The sequence below is a fragment of the Halomonas mongoliensis genome, from assembly GCF_052496345.1.
The window spans coordinates 1,787,088-1,809,842 of sequence record NZ_CP199288.1 but is presented as its reverse complement, the minus strand read 5'-3'; the positions used below and the strand labels follow the sequence as shown (position 1 = coordinate 1,809,842).

The 22,755-nt window shown below is 69.2% G+C and carries 25 protein-coding genes; 13 read left to right on the top strand and 12 right to left on the bottom strand.

Features of this window, described 5'->3' with window-relative positions; all coding sequences use genetic code 11:
* Positions 1 to 114: 114 nt before the first annotated feature.
* The 4 genes from rep to pyrE form a co-directional block, all read right to left on the bottom strand.
* The gene (gene rep, locus ACRYRV_RS08515) at positions 115 to 2,178 is read right to left on the bottom strand and encodes a DNA helicase Rep (protein ID WP_444985413.1); all 2,064 of its coding nucleotides are present in this window, start codon (positions 2,176 to 2,178) and stop codon (positions 115 to 117) included.
* Positions 2,175 to 2,666, bottom strand: coding sequence for a tRNA (uridine(34)/cytosine(34)/5-carboxymethylaminomethyluridine(34)-2'-O)-methyltransferase TrmL (gene trmL / locus ACRYRV_RS08510; protein WP_309637252.1), 492 nt, complete (start codon positions 2,664 to 2,666; stop codon positions 2,175 to 2,177). The genes rep and trmL overlap by 4 nt, the downstream gene beginning before the upstream one ends.
* 88 nt (positions 2,667 to 2,754) lie before the next feature.
* A complete protein-coding gene (locus tag ACRYRV_RS08505; protein WP_309637251.1) occupies positions 2,755 to 3,312 on the bottom strand; it encodes a YfaZ family outer membrane protein in 558 nt (185 codons plus the stop codon).
* A gap of 64 nt (positions 3,313 to 3,376) precedes the next feature.
* Positions 3,377 to 4,060 (bottom strand): orotate phosphoribosyltransferase, encoded by a 684-nt coding sequence (gene pyrE / locus ACRYRV_RS08500; RefSeq protein ID WP_444985414.1) that lies wholly within the window; start codon positions 4,058 to 4,060, stop codon positions 3,377 to 3,379.
* Between the two features lie 92 nt (positions 4,061 to 4,152).
* On the opposite strand from pyrE, the gene ACRYRV_RS08495 reads away from it, so the two are divergent.
* Positions 4,153 to 4,920, top strand: a complete 768-nt coding sequence (locus ACRYRV_RS08495; protein ID WP_253447110.1) for an exodeoxyribonuclease III — start codon at positions 4,153 to 4,155, stop codon at positions 4,918 to 4,920.
* Positions 4,921 to 5,023: 103 nt separating this feature from the next.
* On the opposite strand, the gene rph is transcribed toward ACRYRV_RS08495, so the two are convergent.
* Entirely contained in the window at positions 5,024 to 5,761 is a 738-nt protein-coding gene (gene rph, locus ACRYRV_RS08490; protein WP_299314573.1) for a ribonuclease PH, read from the bottom strand.
* 126 nt (positions 5,762 to 5,887) lie between these two features.
* Here rph and ACRYRV_RS08485 point away from each other — a divergent pair, with 126 nt between their 5' ends.
* The 6 genes from ACRYRV_RS08485 to thpR all read left to right on the top strand — a co-directional run bounded on the left by ACRYRV_RS08485 (position 5,888) and on the right by thpR (position 11,045).
* A complete protein-coding gene (locus ACRYRV_RS08485) occupies positions 5,888 to 6,751 on the top strand; it encodes a YicC/YloC family endoribonuclease (RefSeq protein WP_444985415.1) in 864 nt (287 codons plus the stop codon).
* A 90-nt stretch (positions 6,752 to 6,841) separates the two neighbouring features.
* Positions 6,842 to 7,456 (top strand): guanylate kinase, encoded by a 615-nt coding sequence (gmk, locus tag ACRYRV_RS08480; RefSeq protein ID WP_253447119.1) that lies wholly within the window; start codon positions 6,842 to 6,844, stop codon positions 7,454 to 7,456.
* A 138-nt stretch (positions 7,457 to 7,594) separates the two neighbouring features.
* Entirely contained in the window at positions 7,595 to 7,855 is a 261-nt protein-coding gene (gene rpoZ, locus ACRYRV_RS08475) for a DNA-directed RNA polymerase subunit omega (RefSeq protein WP_253447122.1), read from the top strand.
* A 65-nt stretch (positions 7,856 to 7,920) separates the two neighbouring features.
* Complete coding sequence (locus tag ACRYRV_RS08470) at positions 7,921 to 10,053, top strand: RelA/SpoT family protein (RefSeq protein ID WP_253447125.1); 2,133 nt, start codon at positions 7,921 to 7,923, stop codon at positions 10,051 to 10,053.
* 85 nt (positions 10,054 to 10,138) lie between these two features.
* Positions 10,139 to 10,528, top strand: coding sequence for a RidA family protein (locus tag ACRYRV_RS08465; protein WP_253447128.1), 390 nt, complete (start codon positions 10,139 to 10,141; stop codon positions 10,526 to 10,528).
* 7 nt (positions 10,529 to 10,535) lie between these two features.
* The gene (thpR, locus tag ACRYRV_RS08460) at positions 10,536 to 11,045 is read left to right on the top strand and encodes an RNA 2',3'-cyclic phosphodiesterase (RefSeq protein WP_444985416.1); all 510 of its coding nucleotides are present in this window, start codon (positions 10,536 to 10,538) and stop codon (positions 11,043 to 11,045) included.
* Positions 11,046 to 11,080: 35 nt separating this feature from the next.
* On the opposite strand, the gene ACRYRV_RS08455 is transcribed toward thpR, so the two are convergent.
* Positions 11,081 to 11,953 carry an NAD-dependent epimerase/dehydratase family protein gene (locus ACRYRV_RS08455; RefSeq protein ID WP_444985417.1) on the bottom strand — a complete coding sequence of 291 codons (873 nt, stop codon included), beginning with the start codon at positions 11,951 to 11,953 and terminating at the stop codon, positions 11,081 to 11,083.
* Positions 11,954 to 12,020: 67 nt separating this feature from the next.
* On the opposite strand from ACRYRV_RS08455, the gene ACRYRV_RS08450 reads away from it, so the two are divergent.
* On the top strand, positions 12,021 to 12,941 hold the full coding sequence (locus tag ACRYRV_RS08450; RefSeq protein WP_299311044.1) for a hydrogen peroxide-inducible genes activator: 921 nt from the start codon (positions 12,021 to 12,023) through the stop codon (positions 12,939 to 12,941).
* On the top strand, positions 12,938 to 15,019 hold the full coding sequence (recG, locus tag ACRYRV_RS08445; protein ID WP_444985418.1) for an ATP-dependent DNA helicase RecG: 2,082 nt from the start codon (positions 12,938 to 12,940) through the stop codon (positions 15,017 to 15,019). The genes ACRYRV_RS08450 and recG overlap by 4 nt, the downstream gene beginning before the upstream one ends.
* A gap of 82 nt (positions 15,020 to 15,101) precedes the next feature.
* Here recG and ACRYRV_RS08440 read toward each other — a convergent pair whose 3' ends face one another.
* From ACRYRV_RS08440 to ACRYRV_RS08430, 3 genes are all read right to left on the bottom strand, one after another.
* Positions 15,102 to 15,458, bottom strand: coding sequence for a hypothetical protein (locus tag ACRYRV_RS08440; RefSeq protein WP_253447134.1), 357 nt, complete (start codon positions 15,456 to 15,458; stop codon positions 15,102 to 15,104).
* Positions 15,459 to 15,537: 79 nt separating this feature from the next.
* Positions 15,538 to 15,813, bottom strand: coding sequence for an HU family DNA-binding protein (locus ACRYRV_RS08435; protein ID WP_110069428.1), 276 nt, complete (start codon positions 15,811 to 15,813; stop codon positions 15,538 to 15,540).
* A gap of 63 nt (positions 15,814 to 15,876) precedes the next feature.
* The gene (locus ACRYRV_RS08430; RefSeq protein WP_253447135.1) at positions 15,877 to 17,037 is read right to left on the bottom strand and encodes an FAD-dependent oxidoreductase; all 1,161 of its coding nucleotides are present in this window, start codon (positions 17,035 to 17,037) and stop codon (positions 15,877 to 15,879) included.
* 74 nt (positions 17,038 to 17,111) lie between these two features.
* Here ACRYRV_RS08430 and ACRYRV_RS08425 point away from each other — a divergent pair, with 74 nt between their 5' ends.
* The 4 genes from ACRYRV_RS08425 (at position 17,112) to phoR (ending at position 20,688) form a co-directional block, all read left to right on the top strand.
* Positions 17,112 to 17,660, top strand: a complete 549-nt coding sequence (locus ACRYRV_RS08425) for a chorismate--pyruvate lyase family protein (protein ID WP_444985419.1) — start codon at positions 17,112 to 17,114, stop codon at positions 17,658 to 17,660.
* Between the two features lie 44 nt (positions 17,661 to 17,704).
* Positions 17,705 to 18,598 (top strand): 4-hydroxybenzoate octaprenyltransferase, encoded by an 894-nt coding sequence (gene ubiA / locus ACRYRV_RS08420; RefSeq protein ID WP_253447136.1) that lies wholly within the window; start codon positions 17,705 to 17,707, stop codon positions 18,596 to 18,598.
* 94 nt (positions 18,599 to 18,692) lie between these two features.
* Positions 18,693 to 19,382, top strand: coding sequence for a phosphate regulon transcriptional regulator PhoB (phoB, locus tag ACRYRV_RS08415; protein ID WP_253447137.1), 690 nt, complete (start codon positions 18,693 to 18,695; stop codon positions 19,380 to 19,382).
* Between the two features lies 1 nt (position 19,383).
* Positions 19,384 to 20,688, top strand: a complete 1,305-nt coding sequence (phoR, locus tag ACRYRV_RS08410; protein ID WP_444985420.1) for a phosphate regulon sensor histidine kinase PhoR — start codon at positions 19,384 to 19,386, stop codon at positions 20,686 to 20,688.
* Between the two features lie 24 nt (positions 20,689 to 20,712).
* Here the strand turns inward: phoR and ACRYRV_RS08405 are convergent, their stop codons facing one another.
* From ACRYRV_RS08405 to phoU, 3 genes are read right to left on the bottom strand one after another with little or no spacing between them, the layout of a single operon-like run.
* Positions 20,713 to 21,201, bottom strand: coding sequence for a copper chaperone PCu(A)C (locus ACRYRV_RS08405; RefSeq protein WP_253447140.1), 489 nt, complete (start codon positions 21,199 to 21,201; stop codon positions 20,713 to 20,715).
* 60 nt (positions 21,202 to 21,261) lie between these two features.
* A complete protein-coding gene (gene cysZ / locus ACRYRV_RS08400) occupies positions 21,262 to 21,993 on the bottom strand; it encodes a sulfate transporter CysZ (RefSeq protein WP_444985421.1) in 732 nt (243 codons plus the stop codon).
* 13 nt (positions 21,994 to 22,006) lie between these two features.
* The gene (gene phoU, locus ACRYRV_RS08395) at positions 22,007 to 22,735 is read right to left on the bottom strand and encodes a phosphate signaling complex protein PhoU (RefSeq protein WP_253447144.1); all 729 of its coding nucleotides are present in this window, start codon (positions 22,733 to 22,735) and stop codon (positions 22,007 to 22,009) included.
* Between the last annotated feature and the right edge of the window lie 20 nt (positions 22,736 to 22,755).

The following is a 22,755-nucleotide window of genomic DNA, read 5'->3' as shown; positions in this document are numbered from 1 at the left end:
ACCCGACAGCCAAGCGGGGCGCCCAAGGGCGCCCCGCTTGCGTTTGTGCGTCTGTCTGCTCCAGCCAGCAGAGCCCTCAGCCCAGTAAAGAGCTCTCAGCTCAGTAAAGAGCCCTCAGCCAAGTAAAGAGCGCAGCCCGGCGATGGCATCCTTGCCGCGGGCCTGCTTCTTCTCCGGGTCCTCCCGGTCCGGGCGCCCCTCCCACTCCAGGTCCTCCGCCGGCAGCTCGTCCAGGAAGCGGCTCGGCGCGCAGTCCATCAGCTCGCCATAGGCCTTGCGCTGGCGGGCCAGGGTCAGGGTCAGGGTGCGCCGCGCCCGGGTGATGCCCACATAGGCCAGGCGGCGCTCCTCCTCCACGGTGCCCGCCTCGATGGCGTTGCGGTGGGGCAGCAGCTCCTCCTCGAGCCCCATCAGGTAGACGTGGGGGAACTCCAGCCCCTTGGAGGCGTGCATGGTGAGCAGCTGGACCCGGTCGGAGTCATCCTCCTCCGCCTGCTGCTCGAGGATGTCGCGCAGCACCAGCCGGGAGATGGCCGCCTCCACGCTGTCGGTCTCGGTCTCCTCGGAGGCGCTGCTCTCCTCCGGGTCCGCCTGCATCGACTTCTCGAGCTGGTCGATCAGGATCCAGACGTTGGCCATGCGCCGCTCGGCGATGGTGGGGGCGCTGGCGTTCTGGTAGAGCCAGGCCTCGTAGTCCATCTCGCGCAGCATGTCGCGGATGGCGGCGATGGCGTCGCCCTGGTCCATGCGCCGCCGCACCCCGTCGATAAAGTGGGTAAAGCGCCCTAGCCTTTCGACGGCTCTGACCGGCAGTTGCTGCTCCAGGCCCAGCTCGTGGCAAGCGGCAAACAGCGAGATGCCTCGCTCGGTGGCATAGTTGGCCAGCTTCTCCAGGGTGCCGGGGCCGATCTCCCGGCGCGGCACGTTGACGATGCGCAGGAAGGCGTTGTCGTCCGCCGGGTTGATCAGCAGTCGCAGGTAGGCCATGGCGTCCTTGATCTCATTGCGCGAGAAGAAGGAGGTGCCGCCGGAGAGCTTGTAGGGCACCTGATAGTGCTGCAGCTTGAGCTCCAGCAGCCGGGCCTGGAAGTTGCCGCGGTAGAGCACCGCGAAGTCGCGCCACTCGGCGCGCTCCTTGATGCGCCGGGTGAGGATCTCGCTGGCCACCCGCTCCGCCTCGGCCTCCTCGTGGCGGTTGACCACCACCCGGATCGGCGCCCCCTCGCCCATCTCCGACCAGAGAGTCTTCTCGTAGACGTGGGGGTTGTTGCTGATCAGGGTATTGGCGGCGCGCAGAATGGTGCCGGTGGAGCGGTAGTTCTGCTCCAGCTTGACCACCTGCAGGCGCGGGAAGTCCTCGCCCAGGGTCACCAGGTTCTCGGGCCGCGCGCCCCGCCAGGCGTAGATCGACTGGTCGTCGTCGCCCACCACGGTAAAGGTCTGGCGCTCTCCCATCAGCAGCTGCACCAGCTGGTACTGGCTGACGTTGGTGTCCTGGTACTCGTCCACCAGCATATAGTGGATGCGCTTGCGCCAGCGGGCCAGGGCCTCGGGGTCGTCGCGCAGCAGCACCACCGGCAGCAGGATCAGGTCGTCGAAGTCCACCGCATTGTAGGCCTTGAGGTGGCGGTTGTAGGCCTCATAGACCCGGGCGGCGAAGAGCTCGTCATCGTCCGCGGCGTGGGACATCGCCTGGCCGGGCAGGATCAGGTCGTTCTTCCAGGCCGAGATCTGCTGCTGCACCGAGTTGATCGCCTCGGCGTCCACCTGGGCATCCTTCTGCATCAGGTCGCGCAGCAGCGCCTTGGCGTCCTCGGGGTCGAAGAGCGAGAAGCCCGCCTTGTAGCCCAGCGCCTTGAGCTCGCGACGGATGATGTTGAGCCCCAGGGTGTGGAAGGTGGAGACGGTCAGCCCGTGCCCCTCCTTGCCCTTGAGCATGCTGCCCACCCGCTCCTTCATCTCCCGGGCGGCCTTGTTAGTGAAGGTCACCGCGGCGATGCGCCGGGCGCTCATGCCACAGGCCTGCACCAGGTAGGCGATCTTGGTGGTGATCACGCTGGTCTTGCCGGAGCCGGCGCCGGCCAGCACCAGGCAGGGGCCGTCGATATAGCGCACCGCCTCCTGCTGGCGGGGGTTGAGCCGGCCCAGGCGCTGCTGGATGGTGGCAGGGGTATTCATCGCGCGAGCCTCGCAGGATCCACCGTGGCCGCACCGGGAAAGCCGAGCTGCCGCCAGGCCTCATAGACCAGCACCGCACAGGCGTTGGAGAGATTCAGGCTGCGGCTCTCCTCGCGCATGGGAATGCGCAGCCGCTGCGATTCGGGCAGGGCGTCGAGCAGCGCCTGGGGCAGGCCGCGAGTCTCGGGGCCGAACACCAGGGCATCGCCCTCACCGTAGGCCGGCTCATGATAGCCGGTGCGCCCTCGGGTCGACACGGCGAACACCCGGGTAGGCGCGGCCGCCTCGAGGTAGGCCTCCCAGCTGGGGTGAACCCGCACCGCCGCCCACTCGTGGTAGTCGAGCCCGGCCCGGCGCAGCCGCCTGTCGTCCAGCACGAAACCCAGCGGCTCGATCAGGTGCAGGCGAAAGCCGGTATTGGCGCAGAGCCGGATCAGGTTGCCGGTATTGGGCGGGATCTCGGGCTGGTAGAGAACAACATCGAGCATGGCGGCTCCGGTAGAGAACCCGGTGGAACGCAGACGGGCCCCATGACGGGGCCCGCTGGGCATCGGCGACGAGGATTCGCCGGGACGATCAGAAGCGCAGGCGCACGCCGACCTGGGCGCCGCGATCCAGGGTGCGGGTGCCGGCGTCGTTGTCGAAGTCGGCACCCAGCTGGCGCAGGCCGAGGTAGCCGTCCACGTTGGGGGCGAAGGCGTAGCGGGCGCGCAGGCCGATCTCGTAGCCGTCGTCGAGGTCGCGGCTGGCGGCAACGCCCGGAGTATAGAAGCCGTAGCCCCCCAGGGAGACCTCGGGCAGGTTGGGCAGGTAGACGTAGCCGTAGCCGCCCAGGCCAAGGCCGCCGCCCTTGCCGTAGTCGGTATCGTACTGGGTCCAGCGGGCCCCCACCCCCACCTCATGATCACGGGTGTGGTTGGTACCCATCAGCTGAGCGTGGAAGACGGTGGCATCCTCCCGGTACTCGCTGTGCACCACCCCGCCGCCGAGGCTGATGCCGTCAACGATCTCTCCGGCCGCCTCGAACTGCACCGCATCGGGCCCCAGGTTGAGGTCCAGGCTGGAGGAGGCCTGGACCAGGCCCGCGGCGCCCATCAGGGCCAGGCCGGTCAGCAGCGTCAGTGTCGATTTCATCTCGCTCTCCTTGTCATCGGCTCGCTCTGCGGCGAGCTTGACCCTTGTCTTGTCCAGTCGACGGTCACGCGGTCGCGGTGACGCCGTATCGGGAACGATAGTCACGAATGGCGGCGGCGTGGACACGCAGCGCCTCGCCGGCATGCTCTTCAAGATAGGCCAGGACCATGTCCAGCGTCACGATACTGATGACCGGCATGCCGTAGGTCGCCTCGACCTCCTGGATGGCGCTCTGGGCGCCGCTGCCGCGCTCCTGGCGGTCCAGGGCGATCACCACGCCGGCGGCGCGAGCGCCGGCGGCCTCGATCAGGCCCATCACCTCGCGGATGGCGGTGCCGGCGGTGATGACGTCGTCGATGATCAGTATATCACCGGAAAGCGAAGCACCAACGATATTGCCGCCCTCGCCGTGGGCCTTGGCCTCCTTGCGGTTGAAGGCATAGGGCAGGTCGCGGCCGTGATGGTCGGCCAGGGCGACCGCGGCGGTGGCGGCCAAGGGAATCCCCTTGTAGGCGGGGCCGAAGAGCACGTCGAAGCCGGGGGCGCGGTCGACGATGGCCCGGGCGTAGAAACGCCCCAGACGGGCCAGGGCACCGCCGGTGCGAAACAGCCCGGCGTTGAAGAAGTAGGGGCTGACCCGGCCCGATTTCAGGGTGAACTCGCCGAAGCGCAGTACGCCCTGCTCGATGGCGAACTCGATGAATTCACGCTGGTAGTCCTGCAGCGCAGGCGTGCCGGAATGCTCCACTTCAGGCTCCTATCATCTTTATTGGCGCGGGCCATTTACCCAAACGTCGAAACGTCGGGTATCATACACGCGCGACGGTAAAGGGACCACGTATGAAAATTGCCACCATCAATGTCAACGGCATCCGCGAGGCGGTCGGTCGAGGCTTTCTCGACTGGCTGGCCGGCCAGGATGCCGATGTCGTCTGCGTCCAGAACCTCAAGGCCAAGAGCTTCGAGCTGGACGACAGCATTCTCTATCCGGAAGGCTACGAGGGCTACTTCCTCGACGCCGAGCAGGACGGCTTCTCGGGGGTCGGGATCTACTGCCGCAAGATCCCCAAGGCCATCATGTACGGGCTGGGCTTTCCCCAGTGCGACCATGAGGCGCGCTTCCTGCAGGCCGACTACGACCGCTTCAGCATCGCCAGCTTCCTGATGCCCGATGGCAGCGACCTCGCCGCCAAGCAGGCCTTCATGGCCCAGTATCAGGAGTACCTGAGCAAGATGGCCCGCAAGCGCCGCGAGTACATCATCTGCGGCACCTGGCACATCGCCCACAAGACCATCGACCTGGAGAACTGGGCCGACAACCAGGACACCCCCGGCTTCAAGCCCGAGGAGCGCGCCTGGATGGACCAGGTCTTCGGCCCCACCGGCTTCATCGACTGCTTCCGGGAGATCAACCGCGACGCCGGCGAGTACACCTGGTGGCCCAAGCTTGACCAGGAGGTGCCGCGCTCACGCCAGGAGGGCTGGCGCATCGACTACCAGGTGGTGGGCCCCAACTTCCGGCGCCACGTGGTGGACGCCTGGATCGACTACGACGCCAACTTCTCCGAGTTCGCGCCGCTGATCGTCGAGTACGACCTGCCGATCTGACTCCCTCTCCGTCGCCGTTCCGGCCCTCCGGAACGCATCACGCCGGCCTTGATGGCCGGCGTGATGCGTTGGGGGAGCCTGCTCGGCGCCCTTCGCCTTCTGCTCAGCGCGGAATGCCCAAGGCCTCGCGCTGGTGGTCGAAAAGCTGGGCACCGGCATTCTCGGCCAGCTCCAGCATGGCGTTGAGCTCGGCGCGGCTGAAGGAGCCCTTCTCGGCGGTCCCCTGCACCTCGATGAGGCTGCCGTTCTCGGCCATCACCACATTCATGTCGGTATCGGCCCCGCTATCCTCCGGATAGTCCAGGTCCACCACCGGCACCCCCTTGAAGAGCCCCACCGACACCGAGCTCACCAGCTGCTGGAAGGGATCGCCCTTGATCAGCTTGTTGCGCTGCAAATAGCGGATGGCGTCCACCAGGGCCACGCAGCCGCCGGTGATGGAGGCGGTGCGGGTGCCGCCGTCGGCCTGGATGACGTCGCAGTCCACGGTAATGGTGAACTCGCCGAGCTTCTTGAGGTTCACCGACGCCCGCAGGGAGCGGCCGATCAGCCGCTGGATCTCCAGGGTGCGGCCGCCCTGCTTGCCTCGGGCCGCCTCGCGGCCGCCGCGGGTGTGGGTGGCCCGGGGCAGCATGCCATACTCGGCGGTCACCCAGCCCTGGCCCTTGCCGCGCAGCCAGCGCGGCACGCCGGGCTCGACGCTGGCATTGCACAGCACCTTGGTGTCGCCGAACTCCACCAGCACCGACCCCTCGGCGTGACGGGTGTAGTCGCGGGTCAGGCGGATCTCGCGGGGCTGTTCGGGCGCGCGCCCGCTGGGGCGACGGAACTGAGTAGACATAACACCTCGTGGGCTTGGGTTCAGGAATCGATGGGGCCTCATTCTACACCCTCGGGCCGCCCTCCCGGCGAATCGGGTACACTGCTGGCCCGTTCGATTCTCAGCGCCACCTCAGGAGTCCTCGCCATGGTGCACAGCATGACCGCCTTCACCCGCCAGGAGCACGCCGCCGCCTGGGGCAGCCTGCAGCTCGAGCTGCGCTCGGTGAACCAGCGCTACCTGGAGCCCCACTTCCGCCTGCCGGAGAGCCTGCGCGACCTGGAACCGGCCTTCCGCGAGGCGCTCCGCGCCCGACTGGCCCGAGGCAAGGTGGAGGTGAGCCTTCGCTATGAGCCAGCCGGCAGCGCCTCCGGCCTCGCCGTGAACCCGGCGCGGCTGGCCGAGCTCGCCAGCGCCCTGGCCGAGGTGCGCCAGACCGTGGCCGACGCCACGCCCCCCGACGCCCTGGCGCTGCTCGACTACCCCGGCGTGCTGGAGAGCTCCGGCCCCGACCCGGAGGCGGTCAAGGCCGCGGCACTCGCCCTGTTCCGCACCGCCCTGGACGACCTGGCCGCCGGCCGCGCCCGGGAGGGCGAGAAGCTCGCCGCCCTGATCCGCGAGCGGCTCGTCGCCATCCAGGCCCAGGTGAGCCAGGTGCGCGCCCTGCTGCCGGAGATCCTCGAGCGCCAGCGCGCCCAGCTGCTGGAGCGGCTGGCGAGCGTCCGGGCCGAGCTCGACCCCCAGCGCCTGGAGGCCGAGCTGACCCTGCTCGCCCAGAAGGCCGACGTGGACGAGGAGCTCGACCGCCTGGCTACCCATGTGGCCGAGGTGGAGCGCCAGCTGACCCAGAAGGGACCAGTGGGCCGGCGCCTGGACTTCCTGATGCAGGAACTCAACCGCGAGGCCAACACCCTCTCTTCCAAGTCGGTGGTGGCCAGCACCACCCGCTGCGCGGTGGAGCTCAAGGTACTGATCGAGCAGATGCGCGAGCAGATCCAGAATATCGAGTAGGCCTGCAGTGCGCCGTGAATTCGTGCGATACTTCGCGCTCTGCGACGGCCCATGCCGCTTCATCCAGCTGCCATAACAGGGATGCCGACCATGCCACAGGGTACCCTCTTCATCGTTTCCGCCCCCTCAGGCGCCGGCAAGACCAGCCTGGTGCGCGAGCTGATCGAGAGCCTCGACGGCATCCAGGTGTCGGTATCACACACCACCCGGGCCATGCGCCCCGGCGAGGTGGACGGCGTCAACTACCACTTCGTGGATGTGCCCGCCTTCGAGGCGATGATCGAGCGCGGCGAGTTCTTCGAGCACGCCCGGGTCTTCGACAACTACTACGGGACCTCCCGCCCGGCGGTACAGGCGGCGCTGGATGCGGGCCAGGATGTCATCCTGGAGATCGACTGGCAGGGGGCCCGCCAGGTGCGCAGCCAGATGCCCGACGCGGTCTCCATCTTTATCCTGCCCCCCTCCCGGGATGAGCTGGAGCGCCGCCTGGCCAGCCGCGGCACCGACGAGCACGCAGTGATCGAACGGCGCATGCGCGACGCGGTGAGCGAGATGTCCCACCACGACGAGTACGACTACCTGGTGGTCAACGACGACTTCACCACCGCCCTGCGCGAGCTGCAGGCCCTGGTGGTCGCCCAGCGGCTGAGCCGCGACCGCGCCAGCCAGTCCTACGCTCCCCTGCTCACGGCGCTGCTGGCCTGAATCCCCGGCGCTGCACCGCAGCGCTTGTCACGGCAAGCGGCGGTCGAGTAATCTATCAGGTCTATCCATAGGTGGAACCCGCCCACGCCCACGGCGTGATCGCAGCCGGGTTCCCGCAAGCTTTTCAGGAAGGCATCCATGGCGCGAGTCACAGTCGAAGATTGTCTGGAAAACGTCGAGAACCGCTTCAAGCTGGTGATGATCTCCACCCAGCGCGCCCGCCAGCTGGCACGCGGCTCCCGCGACGCCCAGCTGCCCTGGGAGAACGACAAGCCCACGGTGATGGCCCTGCGCGAGATCGCCGCCGGCCTGGTCGATTCGAGCGTGCTCGACGAGCCCGTCGAGGCAGCGGTGCGCCCGGTGCGTGAACCTCACTACGGCAGCCTCGCCGAGGAGTGATCCCGACGGCGCCCAGGCGCCGTCTTCCTTCTCAGGACACTCAGGCAGAATCAGGGGCGCGCCGCATGTTCACCATCGATGACCTCGCCGACCGACTCGGCGGCTACCTTCCTCAGGACGAGATCCGGCAGGTCAAGCGCGCCTTCTACTACGCCGAGCAGGCCCACGACGGCCAGCGCCGGCGCTCCGGCGAGCCCTACGTCACCCACCCCCTGGCCGTGGCCAATATCCTCGCCAACATGCACATGGACCATCAGAGCCTGATGGCGGCCATGCTGCATGACGTCATCGAGGATACCGGCGTCAGCAAGGAGGCCCTGGCCGAGCAGTTCGGCAAGCCGGTGGCGGAGCTCGTCGACGGCGTCTCCAAGCTGACCCAGATCGCCTTCGAGGACAAGGCGGTCGCCCAGGCCGAAAACTTCCAGAAGATGGTGCTGGCGATGTCCCGGGATATCCGGGTCATCATCGTCAAGCTCGCCGACCGGCTGCACAACATGCGCACCCTGGGCGCCCTGCGCCCCGAGAAGAAGCGCCGCATCGCCCGGGAGACCCTGGAGATCTACGCCCGCATCGCCAGCCGGCTGGGGATCAACACCATCCGCATCGAGCTGGAGGACCTCTCCTTCCAGGCCCTGCACCCCATGCGCGCCGAGCGCATCAAGCGCGCCGTCTCCAGCGCCCGGGGCCATCGCCGCTCGGCGATTCGCCAGATCCAGGACAACCTGCAGCGAACCCTCGACGACGAGGCGCTTCCGGGCACCGTGGTGGGGCGCCAGAAGCATCTGCTGTCGATCTACAAGAAGATGCGCGACCAGCGCAAGTCCTTCAACGAGATCATGGACGTCTTCGCCTTCCGCATCATCACCGAGGACGTGGACAGCTGCTACCGGATACTGGGCATGGTGCACAACCTCTACAAGCCGGTGCCGGGGCGCTTCAAGGACTATATCGCCATCCCCAAGGCCAACGGCTACCAGAGCCTGCATACCACCCTGTTCGGCGCCGGGGGCATGCCCATCGAGGTGCAGATCCGCACCCGGGAGATGGAGGCCATGGCCAACAACGGCATCGCCGCCCACTGGCTCTACAAGGCGGGCCAGACCCAGCATCCCATCGCCGAGGGCAGCCACGCCCGGGCCCGCTCCTGGATCAAGGGACTGCTCGAGATGCAGCGCCACGCCGGGGATTCCCTGGAGTTCATCGAGCACGTCAAGAACGACCTTTTCCCGGACGATATCTACGTGTTCACGCCCAAGGGCGACATCATGGAGCTGCCCCAGGGCGCCACGGTGATCGACTTCGCCTACAGCGTGCACACCGATATCGGTAACAGCACCATCGCCTGCCGCATCGACCGCCACCTGGCCCCGCTCTCCACCCGGCTGGAGAGCGGCCAGACCCTGGAGATCATCACCGCCCCGGGGGCGCGCCCCAACCTCACCTGGCTCAACTTCGTGGCCACCGCCAAGGCGCGCTCGGCCATTCGCCACGCCCTCAAGCACCAGCAGCATACCGAGGCGGTCCAGCTGGGCCGGCGGCTGCTCAACAAGTCACTGGCGGAGTTCGAGACCAGCCTCGAGGAGCTGCCCGGCGAACCGCTGGCCTCCCTGCTGAAGGAGCTGGGCCTGAAGAACGAGGATGCACTGCTGGAGTCCATCGGACTGGGCGGCCGGGTGGCCCACGTGGTGGCCCGCCGCCTGCTCGACCTGCAGCATGGCGAAGCCGCCCCGGGCAAGGGCGAAGCGCGCGCCCATGGCCCCATCGTGATCAGCGGTGCCGAGGGGATGGTGATCAAGTTCGCCCGCTGCTGCCATCCGCTGCCCGGGGACCCGGTGCTCGGCCATCTATCGGTGGGCAAGGGCATCGTGGTGCACCGCGCCGAGTGCCGCAACCTGGCCGAGCTGAAGGGCGACCCCGACAAGCTGTTCGCCCTGGAGTGGTCCGAGGAGATCGACGAGGACTTTCCGGTGGCGCTGCGCCTGGAGGTGGAGAGCCGCCGCGGCCTGGTGGCCGAGCTGGCCGGCCTGGTCACCGATGCCGACGCCAATATCGAGCGCATCGGCATCGAGGAGCGCGACGCGCGCCTGGCCACCGTCAACCTGACCCTGTCGGTACGCAGCCGCGTGCACCTGGCGCGCATCATCAAGCGGCTGCGCAACCTTTCCCACGTCGGGCGTATCACCCGCCTCGGCAACTGATTCCCCCACCGGCCCGGCCCTGCCCCCAGTGGGCAGCCGGGCCGCTTTTCGTCATCTCGCACCGCAACTCACGACGGAGCACACCATGAGCAACAAGGCCGTGATCAACACCGAGCTGGCGCCCGCCGCCATCGGCCCCTACTCCCAGGCCATCAAGGCCGGCAACACCGTCTATCTCTCCGGCCAGATCCCCCTGGATCCGGCCACCATGGAGATCGTCTCCGAGGACTTCGAGGCCCAGGCCCGCCAGGTCTTCACCAACCTCAAGGCCGTCTGCGAGGAGGCCGCCGGCTCCCTGGGCGAGATCGTCAAGCTCAACCTCTATCTGGTGGACCTGGAGAACTTCGCCCTGGTCAACAAGGTGATGGAGGAGTTCTTCGAGAAGCCCTACCCGGCTCGCGCCGCCGTGGGCGTGAAGGCGCTGCCCAAGGGCGCCCAGTTCGAGGCGGAAGCCGTGATGGTCATCGGCGACTGATAGGGGCATGCGGCTCTTCCTGGCGCTGATGCCGCCGCCCTCGCTGCGCGGGCGGCTCGGCGCGCTGGCCGATGCGGCACAGGCCCGCTGCGGCGGGCGGCGCATGCCGGATGAGAGCCTGCACCTGACCCTGGCCTTCCTCGGCGAGGTGGAGGAGACCAGGGCCGCCGCGCTGGTCGACTGGGTGAGCCGCCTGGCGGTGCCGCCCGGCGAGTGGCGGCTCAACGCCTGGGGTCGCTTCCAGCGCCCGGGGATCGTCTGGGTGGGCGGCCAGGCGCCGGATCCGGCCCTGGTCGCCCTGCACTGTCGTCTATGGGACGAGCTCGAGAGCCAGGGGCTCGAGGGTCGCCCCTCGCGCTACGTACCCCACGTCACCCTGCTACGCCGCGCCGAGCGGCTCGAGACCGAAGGGCTGCCGACGCCGGCGCTGACCTGGCGCTATCGGCACCTCCTTCTGGTGCGCTCCTTCACCCGGGATGACGGAGCACACTATGCGACGCTGGCCAGGTCCGCCTGACCCCAGCGCCTGCGCACGGTCTACCGCCCCAGGCCTCAAGCCTTCTCGGGGAGGAAGCCCCCCGCCTTGAGCACCTGGGTGTAGCCCTCGCGGTAGCTGGGGTAGCGGAACGCGTAGCCGCTGGCCAGCAGGCGGGCGTTGCTGCAGCGCTTGCTGGCGCGGCGGCGCAGGGGAGACTGGATGATCTCTGTGGCTTCCACCTTGAGCTGCCTGGCCAACCAGCTCATCACCTCATGCAGCGGGGCCGGCTCGCAGTCGCTGGCCAGGTAGAGCGCCTCGACCTCCTCACCGCCCAGCTCCCGCTCGACCAGGTGGGCCAGCACCCCGACGCAGTCGTCCCGGTGGATGCGGTTGCTGTACATGGCGGGGCTTTCCGGGGCGATGCGCCCCTCGCTGACCTGGCGGATCAGGCGGTCGCGGCCGGGGCCGTAGATGCCCGAGAAGCGCACCGCCGTGCCCGGCAGGACATGGTCGAAGAGCGCCTGCTCCGCCTCGCGGATCAGCATCCCGGCGAAGCCGGTGGGTTCGGCAGGGCTCGCCTCGTCCACCTCTTCGCCGGCCTGCTGGGGGTAGACGCTGGTGGAGGAGACGAAGAAGACCCGCCTTGGCGCCTTCTTGCGGGCGCCGAACTCGGCAAGCACCGCCCTGAGCCCCTCGGCATAGGCGGCCCGGTAGGCCTCCTCCTCGAAGCGGTCGGCGCTGGCCACATAGATCAACACGTCGGCGTCCGGCAGGGCCGTGAGGGTGGCGGGATCGGTGAGGTCCGCCGCCGCCGCCTCCAGCCCGCTGTCGGCCAGTGCCTGGACGTTGCGGCGCACGCCCACCACCCGCTGGCCCACCGACTTGAGCCGCTGGCCCAGCCCGATACCGATATCCCCACAGCCCAGAATCAGCGTTGTTGTCTTCACCTTTTCCCTGCCCCCTGATAAAAAGTCCCTATTGGATTTTCAAGAGGATGCCTGCAAGGCAACCAAGATGACTCTAACAGAACTGCGCTACATCGTGACACTCGCTCAGGAGCGCCACTTCGGGCGCGCCGCCGAACGCTGCTTCGTCTCCCAGCCCACCCTGTCGGTGGCGGTAAAAAAACTCGAGGAGGAGCTGGGTGTTGCCCTGTTCGAGCGCTCCAAGTCCACCGTCCAGGTCACCCCCCTGGGGGAGAAGATCGTCGAGCAGGCCCAGCGGGTGCTGGAACAGACCAGCGTCATCAAGGAGCTGGCCAGCGCCGGCAAGGACCAGCTGGCCAGCCCCCTGCGGCTGGGTGCCATCTACACCATCGGCCCCTACCTCTTCCCACACCTGGTGCCCGAACTGCGCCGCAGCGCCCCCCAGATGCCCCTCTACATCGAGGAGGGGTTCACCGGCAGCCTGCGCCGCAAGCTGCGCAGCGGCGAGCTGGACGCCATCATCGTGGCGCTGCCCTTCACCGAGACCGACGTGCTCACCAAGGCGCTCTACGAGGAGGAGTTCGAGGTGCTGCTGCCGGCGGACCACCCCATGGCCGGGCGCGAGACGATCCACAAGGAGGAGCTGCTCAAGGAGCGGCTGCTGCTGCTGGGCGAGGGTCACTGCTTCCGTGACCAGATCCTCGAGGCCTGCCCGGCCATCAGCCAGAAGCTGGCCAGCCCCACCAATACGCTGACCGCCGAGGGCGGGTCCCTGGAGACCATCCGCCATATGGTCGCCTCCAAGCTCGGCATCACGGTGCTGCCGCGCTCGGCCATCGGCACCAGCCACTACGAGAGCGGCCTGCTGACCAGCGTGCCCTTCGCGCCGCCGGCCCCCACCCGCACCGTGGCCATCGCCTGGCGCGCCAGCTTCCCGCGCCCCAAGGCGATCGATGCGGTCACCGACGCCATTGCCCGCTGCCGCGAGGCGAGACCCGAGCCGGCATGAACGCACTCGATGCGCCGGTCACGTCGCTCAAGGGCGTCGGCGAAGCGCTGGCGCTGAAGCTCGCCCGGCTGCGCATCGAGAGCGTGGCCGACCTGCTCTTCCATCTGCCGCTGCGCTACCAGGACCGCACCCGCATCACCCCCATCGGCACCCTGCGCGCCGGCCACGAGGCGGTGGTGGAAGGGGAGGTGGTGGCCGCCGAGGTGGTGCGCGGTCGTCGGCGCAGCCTGCTGGTGCGCCTGCGTGACGGCTCGGGGCTGCTCAGCCTGCGCTTCTTCCACTTCTCTCCGGCCCAGCAGCAGCAGTTCCAGCCGGGCGGCTGGCTGCGCTGCTTCGGCGAGGCCCGGGCCGGCGCCACCGGGCTGGAGCTCTACCACCCGGAGTATCGGCTGCTCAAGGCGGATGCGCCCCCGGTGGAGGACCATCTGACCCCCATCTACCCGGCCACGGAGGGGCTCCACCAGAGCCGCCTGCGGGCGCTGATCGAGCAGGCCCTGGGGCTGCTCGACGCCCATCCCGAGGCGCTGCCCGACTGGATCACAGAGGACCTGCGCGGCCGCTTTCGCCTGCCCGAGCTGCACCACTGCCTGCACCTGCTGCATCAGCCCACCCCGGACGTGGACCCCGCCCAGCTCGCCAGCGGCCGGCACCCGGCCAGCCGCCGCCTGGCTCTGGAGGAGCTGCTGGCCCACCGCCTCAGCCTCCAGGAGGTCCGCCTGCGCATCCAGGAGGATGGCGCGCCGGCGCTGCCCAGCGGGCGCAGCCTCCAGGCGCGCTTCCTCACCCAGCTGCCCTTCTCGCTGACCGCCGCCCAGCGCCGCGTGCTCGACGAGATCGGCGCCGACCTGGCTCGGGAGGTGCCCATGCTGCGCCTGGTCCAGGGCGACGTGGGCTCCGGCAAGACGGTGGTGGCCGCCATGGCGGCGCTGGCCGCCATCGCCGGCGACTGCCAGGCGGCGATGATGGCCCCCACCGAGATACTGGCCGAGCAGCACTACCGCGCCTTTCGCGCCTGGTTCGCGCCGCTGGGCATCGAGGTGGCCTGGCTCTCCGGCAAGCTCAAGGGCAAGACGCGCCTGGATACCAAGGCGGCCATCCTTGATGGTCGCGCCCGCATGGTGGTAGGCACCCACGCCCTCTTCCAGGGCGACGTGCACTTCCAGCGCCTGGGGCTCGCCATCGTCGACGAGCAGCACCGCTTCGGCGTGCATCAGCGCCTGGCGCTCCGCGAGAAGGGCGAGGCCGGCGGCCTGACGCCCCATCAGCTGGTGATGACCGCCACCCCCATCCCCCGCACCCTGGCCATGAGCGCCTATGCCGACCTGGACGTCTCGGTGATCGACGAGCTGCCCCCGGGGCGCACTCCGGTGAAGACGGTGGCGATGCCCGACGAGCGCCGCCCCGAGGTGGTGGAACGCATCCGCCACGCCTGCGCCGAGGGGCGCCAGGCCTACTGGGTCTGTACCCTGATCGAGGAGTCGGAGGCGCTGGAGTGCCAGGCCGCCGAGGCGACCCGGGACGAGCTCACCGAGGCGCTGCCCGGGCTCGCCGTCGGCCTGGTGCACGGACGCATGAAGGCCGCCGAGAAGGCCGCGGTAATGGACGCCTTCAAGGCCGGCGAGCTGGACCTGCTGGTGGCCACCACGGTGATCGAGGTGGGGGTCGACGTGCCCAACGCCAGCCTGATGATCATCGAGAACCCGGAGCGGCTCGGCCTCTCCCAGCTGCATCAGCTGCGCGGCCGGGTCGGCCGGGGCTCCACCGAGAGCTTCTGCGTGCTGCTCTATCACCCGCCGCTGTCGGCCCACTCCAAGGAGCGCCTGGCGGTGATGCGGGAGACCAACGACGGCTTTCGTATCGCTGAGAAGGACCTGGAGCTGCGCGGCCCCGGGGAGGTGCTGGGGACCCGTCAGACGGGCCTGGCCCAGATGAAGATCGCCGACCTGGAGCGGGACGCGGACCTGCTGGAGCGGGTCGCCCCCCTGGCCCAGGCGCTGCTGGCCCTCCATCCGGAGGCGAGCCGGCCGCTGATCCGCCGCTGGCTGGGCGAGGAGGCGGGCCGCTACGGGCAAGTTTAGCGATAAGCCGTAAGCCGTAAGCCGTAAGCCGTAAGCCGTAAGCCAGGAAGGCTTATCGCTTAAAGCTCCGGGCGAAGCCCGGTCAGAGGTGCCTGAGCAGCCTCTGCAGCTTCTGGAGATCGGCGGAGTCACCGACCAGGCGCACGCTGCCTGCCATCATGCCGTCCAGGAAGGCCTGCTGGGTGGGCTTCTTGAGCACCCTGAGCGCGGTGGCCTCGTCCTCGAAGCGCAGCTCCAGGTCGAGGTCCACCGGCAGGCCGCGACCGCTCTGGATGCCCCGCGGTGACATCCGGTAGTGGCGAGCCACGGAGAGATCCTCGGTGGCGATGCCCCAGTCGAGGCCGCGCATCTCGGTCAGCAGCTCACGAAAGCGCGCCTTGCGGCGCAGGGCGCGCTTGAGCAGAAGGGCCAGCAGCCAGAGCATCAGTCGCAGCTTCATGTCGTTGTCGCCACCGCATCCAGGGAGGAGAAAGCATCGCGGCCTGCCGGAGCAGGCCGCAGCTGTGGTAGCCGTGGGCCTACTTGGCCACGGCGTCCTTGAGCCCCTTGCCGGGCTTGAAGGCCACCGTCTTGCTGGCCGGGATGGTCAGCGGCTGGCCGGTCTGGGGGTTCTTGCCGGTACGCGCCGCACGCTCGCGCACGGTGAAGGTGCCGAAACCGATCAGCGACACGTCCTGGCCCTGGGCGACGCTTCCGGTGATCTCGTCGAGGATGACGTTGAGCACCTGGCTCGCCTTGTCCTTGGAAAGATCGGCACGCTCGGCAATCGCCGCGGCGAGTTCTGGCTTACGCATACTGCCCTCCTGGTGTTGGCATTCTCCCCGGGCGCCTGTCGCCGGGGGCTTGTTGTCGAAGATCTAGCCTAGCAATGGCGGCGCAGCCCGCGCCAGCTCAACTTTCCGACGGACACAGGCCCCTGTCAACGCAAATCCGATCAAACGTCCGTCCTCCGCCTCGGCCAGGGCGGTGAAATCCCCCGCCTCCCCCTCGATACGCCAGCGTGCCGGCGGGCGGGTGGGGGGCAGCGCCACCACCGGCAGCAGCGGCGTCTTCACCACCACCGGCCAGGCGCCATAGCTGACCGGCGTGGGCGTGCCGCCCAGGGTCCGGGCCAGGGCCTTGGCACTGGCCTGCAGCGGCTGCACATACATGGCGTTCACGCCATCGACGCAGGCCACATCGCCCAGGGCGTAGACCCCCGGCGCCGAGGCGGCCAGCCAGCGGTCGACGTGGATCCCGGCGGCGCTGACCGCCAGGCCCGCCGCCTCGGCCAGGGCGGTGCGCGGCGCGAGGCCGGTGGCCACCAGCACCAGGTCGGCATCGAGCCGGCTGCCGTCGTCCAGGGCCAGGCCCACCGCGTTCCCGGCCGCCTCCAGGGCGGTCACCCCGACCTCCAGCGCCAGCGCCATGCCGGCCTCCTCGAAGGCCACCCCCAGGGCGCGCCCCAGGGGTTCCGGCAGCAGCCGCGGCAGCGGCGCGGCCTCGGGGGCCACCAGGCTAACCTCGTGGCCGCCGGCCAGCAGGTCGTTGGCAAACTCGCAGCCCACCAGGCCGGCGCCGACGATGGCGATGCGGCCGGGCCGCCCCAGGGCCGCCAGGGCCGCGTGGAAGTCGCGATAGTCGTCCAGGTCGTTGATGGTGAAGACCCGTCCGGCCACGGCCTCGGGTACCGGAAAGGGAATCGCCGGTGCCGCGCCGGTGGCCAGCACCAGCTCGCTCCAGGGCAGCGTCTCCCGACCCACCGTCAGGGTCCGCGACGCGGTATCGATGGCGTCGACCCGGGTATGGGTGCGCGTCACGGCATGGAGCTGCTCGGCCACCTGGAGGGCGCTGCGCGCCGCCAGCCGCTCCGGGGGCAGGCGCTTGGCGAAGCCGGTGGAGAGCAGCGGCTTCGAGTAGTCATCGCCGCTGTCGGCGGTGATCAGGGTGATGGGGCGCTCGGCATCCTGAGCGCGCAGGGCGCGCAGCAGGCCGATGCCCGCCATGCCGGAGCCGATGATGGTCAGGGGAGCGCTCATGGATCTCCTCGGATCAGGAAGGGAGTGCCCCGCATGTTACACTAGCCGCCCCTGAATCGACGCGGAGCCCGACGGTGTCCGACCTGCCGACTTCCGAGACCCGCGCCCCGACGCGCTGGCTGCCCCTGGCCGAGGCCCGCCTCGCCATGAGCCCCGCCTGGCAGCGCTGGGTCGGCTCCCGGGACTCCCTCACCCTGCGTCTCACCGAGGCCGGCGCGCCGCGTCCCTTCCGCGTGCGGCTGCTCGACCAGCGTCTGGACGCGCCGCGCCCGGATGAGGCCCGCGCCCTGGGCATCGCCCCCGGCCAGCGCGCCTGGCTGCGCGAGGTGGCGCTCTGCCTGGGCGAGCGCCCCTGGGTGGTGGCCCGCTCGGTGGCGCCGCTTACGGGCCTGCCCGAACAGGAGCTGGCCCACCTCGGCGAGCGCTCCCTGGGCTCCTGGCTCTTCCGCCAACCGGATCTGGAACGCGGCGAGATCGAGGCGACCAGCGCCCCCGCCGGCTTCCACGATGCCAGCGGCCCCTGGGGACGCCGCTCGGTGTTCCGCCGCGGCGACTTCCGGGTGCTGGTGCAGGAGTGGTTCCTGGACGCCATGGCGGATGACCTCGGCCTCCCTTCGCGCTAGGCTCTGGGCCTCGTGCCGATAATGAAAACCTTCACGAGGTAGAGATGGACCGTTCCCTGATGCGCCCCAAGGGCCTGGCCCGGGTGCCCGACTTCCTGCAGCTGATGCGCCTCGACCGCCCCATCGGCACCTGGCTGCTGATGTGGCCGACGCTCTGGGCGCTGTGGATCGCCGCCGAAGGCATTCCGGGCCGCGATGTGCTGCTGATCTTCGTTGCCGGCGTCTACGTGATGCGCGCCGCCGGCTGCGTGGTCAACGACTACGCCGACCGCCACTTCGACGGCCACGTCAAGCGCACCCTTAACCGCCCCCTGGCCACCGGCCGGATCAGCGAGGGCGAGGCCCAGGGGCTCTTCGCGATCCTGGTCATGGTCGCCTTCGTGCTGGTGCTGTTCACCAACCTCTTTACCATCCTGCTCTCCATCGGCGGCGTCGTGCTGGCCTTCATCTACCCCTTCATGAAGCGCTACACCCACCTGCCCCAGCTCTTCCTGGGCGCCGCCTTCTCCTGGGCCATCCCCATGGCCTTCGGCGCGGTGCTCGGCCGGGTGCCCTTCGAGGCCTGGCTGCTGTTTGCCGCCAACGTCGCCTGGACCGTGGCCTACGACACCCAGTACGCCATGGTCGACCGGGACGACGACCTCAAGATCGGCATCAAGTCCACCGCGGTGCTGTTCGGCCGCGCCGACCGGCTGATGATCGGCCTGCTCCAGGGGCTGACCCTGCTGCTGCTGGTCTGGGCCGGTCTCCGCCTGGGGCTGGGCGGCTTCTTCTGGCTGGGCCTGGCCGCCATGGCCGCCACCTTCGTCTGGCAGCAGTGGCTGATCCGCACCCGCGAGCGGGATCCCTGCTTCCGCGCCTTCCTCAACAACCACTGGTCGGGGCTGCTGGTCTTCGCCGGCATCGCCCTGACCCTGTGGCCGGAGCTTGGCGCCTGAGGGCCGTCCGCCGCGTCCGAGCGCGGCTGTCACGCCAGTGTCATACTGGCATGGTGAGATCGTCACCGATTCGTCACTGTGCCGAGGCTACCGGATGACCGCCAAGACCGTTCTTATCGTCGATGATGAGGCGCCGATCCGCGAGATGATCGCGGTAGCGCTGGAGATGGCCGACTATCATGTGCTCGAGGCGGACAGCGCCCAGAGCGCCCACGCCCTGATCGTCGACCACCAGCCCGACCTGGTACTGCTGGACTGGATGATGCCCGGCACCAGCGGCATCGAGCTGGCCCGACGCCTCAAGCGCGAGCCCACCACCGCCGAGCTGCCGATCATCATGCTCACCGCCAAGGGCGAGGAGGACAACAAGATCCAGGGGCTCGAGGCCGGCGCCGACGACTACATCACCAAGCCCTTCTCCCCCCGGGAGCTGGTGGCCCGCCTCAAGGCGGTGCTGCGCCGCACGACTCCCCAGGGGGTCGAGGAAGCGGTGGAGGTGGACGGCCTGCTGCTCGACCCGGTCAGCCACCGGGTCAGCGCCAACGGCCGCGCCGTGGAGATGGGGCCCACCGAGTATCGCCTGCTGCAGTTCTTCATGACCCACCAGGAGCGCGCCTACACCCGCAGCCAGCTGCTGGACCAGGTGTGGGGGGGCAACGTCTACGTGGAGGAGCGCACCGTGGACGTGCATATCCGCCGCCTGCGCAAGGCGCTGGGCGAGCGCCACCAGCATCTGGTCCAGACGGTGCGCGGCACCGGCTACCGGTTCTCCGCCAAGGGCTGACGTGGGCCTCTGGAAGCGGGAAGCGTGGCGGCTGCTGCTGCTGGCCGGCAGCGGCCTGGCGGTGGGATGGCTGCTGTCTCATGCCTGGGCCGGCCTGGCCCTGGGGCTCGGCGCCTGTCTCGCCTTCCACCTGCACCAGCTGCGTCGCCTCCACCGCTGGCTGACCCTGACGCCCCAGGCCGAGCCCCCCGCCACCACCGGCATCTGGGGCGACCTCCTCGACCGGCTCTACCGCTACCAGAAGGGCCAGCGCCATACCCAGGAGCGCCTTCTCGGCATCATCAAGCGGGTCCAGGAGTCTTCGGAGGCGATGCGCGACAGCGTGGTGATGCTCGACGGCCATGGCGACATGGAGTGGTGGAACAGCGCCGCCGAACGCATGCTGGGCCTGCGCGCCGCCCACGACCGCGGTCACCACATCACCAACCTGGTGCGGGATCCCCGCTTCATCGACTACTTCCACGCCCGGGATTACCGGGAGCCGCTGACGCTCCCCTCGCCCATCGACGAGCAGATGGTGCTGCAGTTCCAGATCACCCTCTACGGCGACGACGAGCGCCTGCTGATGGCCCGGGACATCACCCGCCTGCACCGCCTGGAGGAGATGCGCCGGGACTTCGTGGCCAACGTCTCCCACGAGCTGCGCACCCCCCTCACCGTGCTGGCCGGCTACCTGGAGACCTACGCCACCTACGCCGACCAGCTGCCGCCGCGCTTCGCCCGGGGAGTCGATCGGATGCAGGAGCAGACCGTGCGCATGCAGAGCCTGGTCAGCGACCTGCTGCTGCTGTCCAAGCTGGAGATCGAGCGCGGCGGCGCAGACCATGCCCCCCTGGCGATGAGCGCGCTGCTGGCCAGCGTACAGCGGGACGCCGAGGCGCTCAGCGGCGGGCGACACACTCTGGAGGTGGAGCAGAGCGAGGCCCGGGCACTGGTCGGCAGCGAGCAGGAGATCCGCAGCGCCCTCTCCAACCTGGCCTTCAACGCGGTGCGCTATACCCCCGAAGGGAGCCACATCGTGCTGCGCTGGCGGCCCCAGGGCGACGGTGCCTGCCTGGAGGTGGAGGATAACGGCGAGGGCATCGACCCGGTGCACCTGCCGCGGCTGACCGAGCGCTTCTACCGGGTCGACAAGGGGCGCAGCGCCGCCACCGGCGGCACCGGGCTTGGCCTCGCCATCGTCAAGCATGTGCTGCTGCGCCACGATGCCCGCCTGGAGATCGACTCCCGGCCCGGCCAGGGAGCCCGCTTCCGCTGCCTCTTCCCGGCCTCCCGCCTGCTGGAGCCCCAGCTCGTCGAGCAGTGAGCCCGCCTCCGCGCGCAGGCCGATTCACCTGAGGTCATGGTGGTGGCCGTCGGCGGCCCGGCTGCCCCGTTCGGCGCTCTGCACCCAGACCTCCACCTCGACCTCGCCGCGCTCGGCGAACTCCAGCGTCATGGGAAAGCGCTCCCCCAGCCCCAGGGGGGCCACCAGCCCCTCGAGCATTAGATGGTAGCCGCCTTCCGGCCGCATGAGCTGGGTGATGCCCGCCGGCACCTCGATGCGCTCGAGGCGACGCCTCTCCGGCTCGCCCTCTTCGCGCCGCGTCTCGTAGAGCCCCACCGACTCGCTGGCCGGCGTCCTGGCACCGATCAGCACGGCGGGAGTCTCCCCCTCCACCCGGATATCCACATAGGCGGCGGCATGGGGCACCCCGGGCGGCGCCGGGGTAGCGAAAGGATGCACCAGGACGAGATCCTCAAGGACATATTCGTGGGCCTGGGCCAGGCCCGGAAGGGCGAGGCCGGCGGCCAGCAGCAGGGTAACGGACAGGCGCATGGCGGTTGGCTCCTTGTCGGGGTGTCTTCCGAGCATAGCAGCCGTCCTGCGGGGCCCCGTTCAACGCGCCACGGGGCTCTCCAGATCGCGATAGTGCTCGGCCCACATCAGCACCGCGCCGGACACCGCGCCGGGCAGCAGGAAGAGGTTGGCCAGGGGAATCCAGGTCACCAGGGTCACGCAGCCGCCGTAGCTGAGGCTCGGCCACCAGCGTGCCGCCAGCCGCCGTCGCATCTCGGCGAAGCTCACCTTGTTGTTGTCCATGGGGTAGTCCAGGTAGGCGATCGCCATCACCCAGGCCGAGAAGAGCGCCCAGAGCAGCGGGGCGGCGAGGTTCACGCCGGGAATCCAGCTGATCAGGAAGAGCAGCAGGGCCCTGGGCAGGATATAGGCCAGCTTGACCAGCTCGCGCCCCAGGGCGTCCACGGCGGTCCTGGCCAGGCCGCGATCATCCAGCGGCGGTCGCCCGGTGGCCACCCGCTCCACCTTGGCCGCCAGGAAGCCGTAGAAGGGAGCGGCGATCAGGTGGGTCACCAGGGTAAAGGTGAAGAAGACGATCACCACCAGGCTGACCAGGAAGAGCGGCCAGATCAGCCACTCCAGCCAGCCAAGCCATCCCGGCACCATGGCCATCCAGCCCTCCAGCCAGCCGCCGAAGTTGGCCAGCACAAAGCGCAGCATGGCGGCGTAGACCAGCAGGTTGATGACGATGGGCACGAAGACATAGCGGCGCAGGCCGCGGGAGTAGGCCAGGCGAGTGCCCCGGGCCAGGGCGGTCACGGCATCGAGCATGGGGCTATCGCGCTCACTCCTTGCGGGTGATCGCCCGCTCGTCCAGGTCGTCGGGGTCGGTGTGGCGGATATCCAGCCCCTTGACCAGATAGACCACGTACTCCGCCAGGTTGTTGGCGTGGTCGCCGATACGCTCCAGGGAGCGCAGGATCCACATCAGGCTGAGGATCGGCGAGATCGAGCGGGCATCCTCCATCATGAAGGTCATCAAGGAACGCATGGCGGTGCGGTACTCCTCGTCCACCTCCTCGTCCTCGTGGACCAGCTTCAACGCCAGCTCGGTATCGAAGCGGGCGAAGGAGGTCAGGGCATCGCGCACCATGCGCCGCACATGCTCGCTGATCATGCGCACCTCGACGAAGCCGCGGCTGCCGTTGTTGCCCTCTATCAGGTCGGCGGCGTTGCGGGCGATCTTGCTGGCCTCGTCGCCGATGCGCTCCAGGTCCGAGGCGGCGCGGATCACCGCCAGCACCAGGCGCAGGTCCGAGGCGGCGGGCTGGCGGCGGGCCAGCACCTGGGTGCACTCGCCGTCGATCTTGATCTGCATGTCGTTGACCGCCCGGTCGTTCTCCACCACCCGGCGGGCCAGGTCGGAGTCGCCGTCGAGCAGCGCCACCACCGCTTCCTGGATCTGCTTCTCCACCAGGCCACCCATGGCCATCAGGTGGGTCTTGAGCTCCTCGAGCTCCTGGTTGAACTGCCGCGAGATATGGCGGCTATGGATATCGCTGGTGATGTCCATGGGGACTCCTCTAGGGGGAA